This is a genomic window from Pseudomonas sp. AIG (assembly GCF_977020205.1).
Window position 1 is genome coordinate 1 of the sequence record NZ_CDROCK010000108.1, and the last position, 4,420, is coordinate 4,420.

2 protein-coding genes are annotated in these 4,420 nt (G+C 61.2%); both read right to left on the bottom strand.

What is annotated here, in order from left to right; all coding sequences use genetic code 11:
* Positions 1-377: 377 nt before the first annotated feature.
* Positions 378-689 (bottom strand): Nif3-like dinuclear metal center hexameric protein, encoded by a 312-nt coding sequence (locus ACWR1S_RS30605; RefSeq protein WP_127925941.1) that lies wholly within the window; start codon positions 687-689, stop codon positions 378-380.
* A 5-nt stretch (positions 690-694) separates the two neighbouring features.
* Positions 695-4,420: phosphoribosylformylglycinamidine synthase (gene purL / locus ACWR1S_RS30610; protein WP_454566111.1), on the bottom strand; the 3,726-nt coding region annotated here is incomplete at its 5' end.

Consider the following 4,420-nt stretch of genomic DNA (forward strand, 5'->3'; position numbering starts at 1 on the left):
GTGGGAGCGCAGCGACCGTTTGGCGCAGCCAAATGCATCGAGAGGAGGTGCAGCGCAGCAAACCGTAGGCGATGCGCCCGGATAGATCCCGGAGCGAAGGAACCCCGAGCTTTAGCGAGCGGGCCGAACGTTGGGGCAAGCCTTTTGGGTTACCTTTTCGGCGTTTGGAAAAGGTGACACGCCGTAAGGGCGGAACCCTAAGAAGCCGTTACCGCAGCAACGGATATGTACCCGGTCAGCCAGAACATCATTACCTGATCCGACGCCTTCGCGAGCAAGCTCGCTCCCACATTAGAACCCCATCACCCGGAAAATCGTAAGCAACAAAAAACCCGCAGGCGATCTCTCATCTGCGGGTATCTTGTAATAAGCGGCTATCAGAAATCTTCCAGCCGCCACACTTCATAAGCCGGCGTCTCGTACGGATGACTGAGCTTCAACGCCGCCACAACAGCAACGATCAACTCATCCGCCACCACAAGCTCAACCTTCCACTCCTCAACCCGCTCAACCTGCCCCGCCTCACCCATAAACGGCTGACTCCCGTCCAAAGGTCGAAACTGGCCCAGACCAAGCACCTGCCACGCACAGTGGTCATAGTCACCGATCCGCCCACCACCCGCAGCGAACACAGCCCCTTTGACCACCTCGACATGACTGTCAGGAACAAAAAACGCCAGCTTGTACACAGGCCTTAGTTCACCCAAACACGTGCATTACGGAACATACGCATCCACGGTGCATCTTCGTTCCAGTCTTCCGAACGCCACGAGTTCTGCACGGCGCGGAACACACGCTCCGGGTGCGGCATCATGATCGTCACACGGCCATCACGGCTGGTGAGACCGGTAATCCCGCGCGGCGAACCGTTCGGGTTAGCCGGATACTTCTCGGTGACCTTGCCATGGTTGTCGACGAAACGCATCGCCACGCAACCCGACAGATCGGCTTCCAGCAGCGCTTCTTCGCTGGAGAACTCGGCGTGACCTTCACCGTGAGCGATGGCGATCGGCATACGCGAACCGGCCATGCCCTGCAGGAAGATCGAGTTCGATTCCTGGATCTGCACCATCGCCACGCGCGCTTCGAACTGCTCGGAGCGGTTGCGCACGAAGTGCGGCCAGAACTCGCTGCCCGGGATCAGCTCGTGCAGGTTGGACATCATCTGGCAACCGTTGCACACGCCGAGGGTGAAGCTGTCGTTACGCTCGAAGAAACCCTGGAACGCATCGCGGGCGCGGCTGTTGAACAGTGCCGACTTGGCCCAGCCTTCACCGGCGCCGAGCACGTCGCCGTAGGAGAAACCACCGCACGCCACCAGACCTTTGAACTCATTCAGGTCGACACGGCCGGCGAGAATGTCGCTCATGTGCACGTCGATCGCGTTGAAACCGGCGCGGTCGAACGCTGCGGCCATTTCCACCTGACCGTTGACGCCCTGCTCACGCAGCACGGCAACCTGTGGGCGGATGCCTTTCTTGATGTAAGGCGCGGCGATGTCCTGGTTTACGTCGTAGCTGAGCTTGACGCTCAGGCCCGGGTTGTCTTCTTCCAGCAGGACGTCGAACTCTTGCTCGGCGCAGTCGGCGTTGTCGCGCAGGCGCTGAATCTGGTAGCTGGTTTCAGCCCAGGTACGTTGCAGCAAACGACGCTGACCTTCAAACACGGTGTCACCGTTGAAGGTGATGTTGATCTGGCCATTGTTGATCGGCTGACCGATCACCGACACGCAGTCGCCCAGACCGGCCGCGCTGAATTGCGCGAGGATGTCTGGCGTGGCGTCCTGACGAACCTGGATCACCGCACCCAGCTCTTCGTTGAACAGGATGGCGGCGATGTCGGCGGTGGTTTCAGCCAGACCGTCGAGGTTCAGGCTCAGACCGCAGTGGCCGGCGAAGGCCATTTCCACCACGGAGGTCAGCAGACCACCGTCGGAACGGTCGTGGTACGCCAGCAAGTGACCGTCGGCGTTGAGGCCCTGAATCACGGCGAAGAAGGCTTTCAGGTCTTCAGCGTCATCAACGTCCGGCGCGTGTTTGCCGAGTTTGCCGTGGGTCTGAGCAAGGATCGAAGCACCCATACGGTTCTGCCCGCGACCGAGGTCGATCAGGATCAGGTCGGTGGTGCCCTTGTCCATGCGCAGTTCCGGGGTCAGGGTCTGACGGATGTCAGCCACTGGCGCGAAACCGGTCACGATCAGCGACATCGGCGAGGTCACGGTTTTTTCTTCGCCGTTGTCGCTCCAACGGGTGGCCATGGACATCGAGTCCTTGCCCACCGGAATGGTGATGCCCAGCTCTGGGCACAGTTCCATACCGACCGCTTTCACGGTGTCGTACAGACGCGCGTCTTCGCCCGGGTGGCCGGCAGCGGACATCCAGTTCGCCGACAGTTTGATGTCGGAGATCTTGTTGATGCGCGACGCGGCAATGTTGGTCAGGGTTTCGCCGATGGCCATGCGGCCCGACGCCGGAGCGTCCAGCAGTGCCAGCGGAGTGCGCTCGCCCATCGCCATCGCTTCACCGGTGTAAACGTCGAAGCTGGTGGCGGTAACGGCAACGTCGGCCACCGGAACCTGCCACGGGCCGACCATTTGGTCACGGGCCACGAGGCCGGTGATGGTGCGGTCGCCGATGGTGATCAGGAAGCTCTTGCTCGCCACGGCCGGGTGATGCAGAACGCGCTCGATGGACTCGCTGATGTCGAGGTTCGACGGATCGAAGTCATCGCCCAGTTCAGCTTCACGCACCACCGAACGGTGCATGCGCGGGGCTTTGCCCAGCAACACTTCCAGTGGCATATCCACCGGGTTGTTGCCGAAGTGGCTGTCGGTCACAGTCAGTTGCGGTTCAGCGGTGGCTTCACCGACAACGGCAAACGGGCAACGCTCGCGTTCGCAGATCGCCTGAAAGCGCGCGAAGTCTTCAGGGCCGACGGCCAGAACGTAACGTTCCTGGGATTCGTTGGACCAGATTTCGTGCGGGGCCATGCCCGGCTCGTCGTTCGGAATGTTGCGCAGTTCGAAACGGCCACCGCGGTCGCCGTCGTTGACCAGTTCCGGGAAGGCGTTGGACAGACCGCCTGCACCCACGTCGTGGATGAAGCTGATCGGGTTCTTGTCACCCAACTGCCAGCAACGGTCGATGACTTCCTGACAACGACGCTCCATCTCAGGGTTTTCACGCTGTACGGAAGCGAAGTCGAGATCCGCCGAGCTGGTGCCGGTGGCCATCGAGGAAGCAGCGCCGCCACCCAGACCGATCAACATCGCCGGGCCGCCGAGGACGATCAGCTTGGAGCCAACGACGATTTCGCCTTTCTTGACGTGCTCTTCGCGGATGTTGCCCATGCCGCCAGCGAGCATGATCGGCTTGTGGTAACCACGAACTTCGTCACCGTGCGGGGTGGTGATCGACTGTTCGAAGGTACGGAAGTAGCCAGTCAGGGCCGGACGGCCGAATTCGTTGTTGAACGCGGCGCCGCCGAGCGGGCCTTCGATCATGATGTCCAGCGCGGTGACGATGCGCTCAGGCTTGCCGTACGGCACTTCCCACGGCTGTTCGAAGCCCGGGATTTGCAGGTTCGATACGGTGAAACCGGTCAGGCCAGCCTTTGGCTTGGCGCCACGGCCGGTTGCACCTTCGTCACGGATCTCGCCGCCGGAACCGGTCGATGCACCCGGGAACGGGGCAATCGCGGTCGGGTGGTTGTGGGTTTCAACCTTCATCAGGATGTGCACCGGCTCCTGCACCGCGCCGTACTGGCGGGTCTCAGGGTTCGGGAAGAAACGGCCGGCGACGTTGCCGACGATCACCGAGGCGTTGTCCTTATAAGCCGACAGAACGCCTTCGCTGTGCATCACGTAGGTGTTCTTGATCATGCCGAACAGGCTTTTTTCCTGGTTCTCACCATCAATATCCCAACTGGCGTTGAAGATCTTGTGACGGCAGTGTTCGGAGTTGGCCTGGGCGAACATCATCAGTTCGATGTCGTGCGGGTTGCGCTTCAAGCCATTGAAAGCGTCGACCAGATAGTCGATCTCGTCTTCGGCCAGGGCCAGGCCCAGCTCGGTGTTGGCTTTTTCCAGCGCGGCGCGACCGCCACCGAGGATGTCGATCGCGGTCAGCGGCTTCGGTTCGGCGTGGCTGAACAGACCGGCGGCCTGTTCAAGGTTGGCCAGAACGATTTGCGTCATGCGGTCATGCAGCACGTCGGCAATCTGCTGGGCTTCGGCGTCGCTGAACTGACCGGCAACGTAGAACGCGATACCGCGCTCCAGACGCTGGATCTTGCTCAGGCCGCAGTTGCGGGCGATGTCGCTGGCCTTGCTCGACCATGGCGAGATGGTGCCGAAACGCGGCAACACCAGAAACAGACGGCCGGTCGGCTCTTGTACCGGAACGCTTGGGCCGTACTTCAG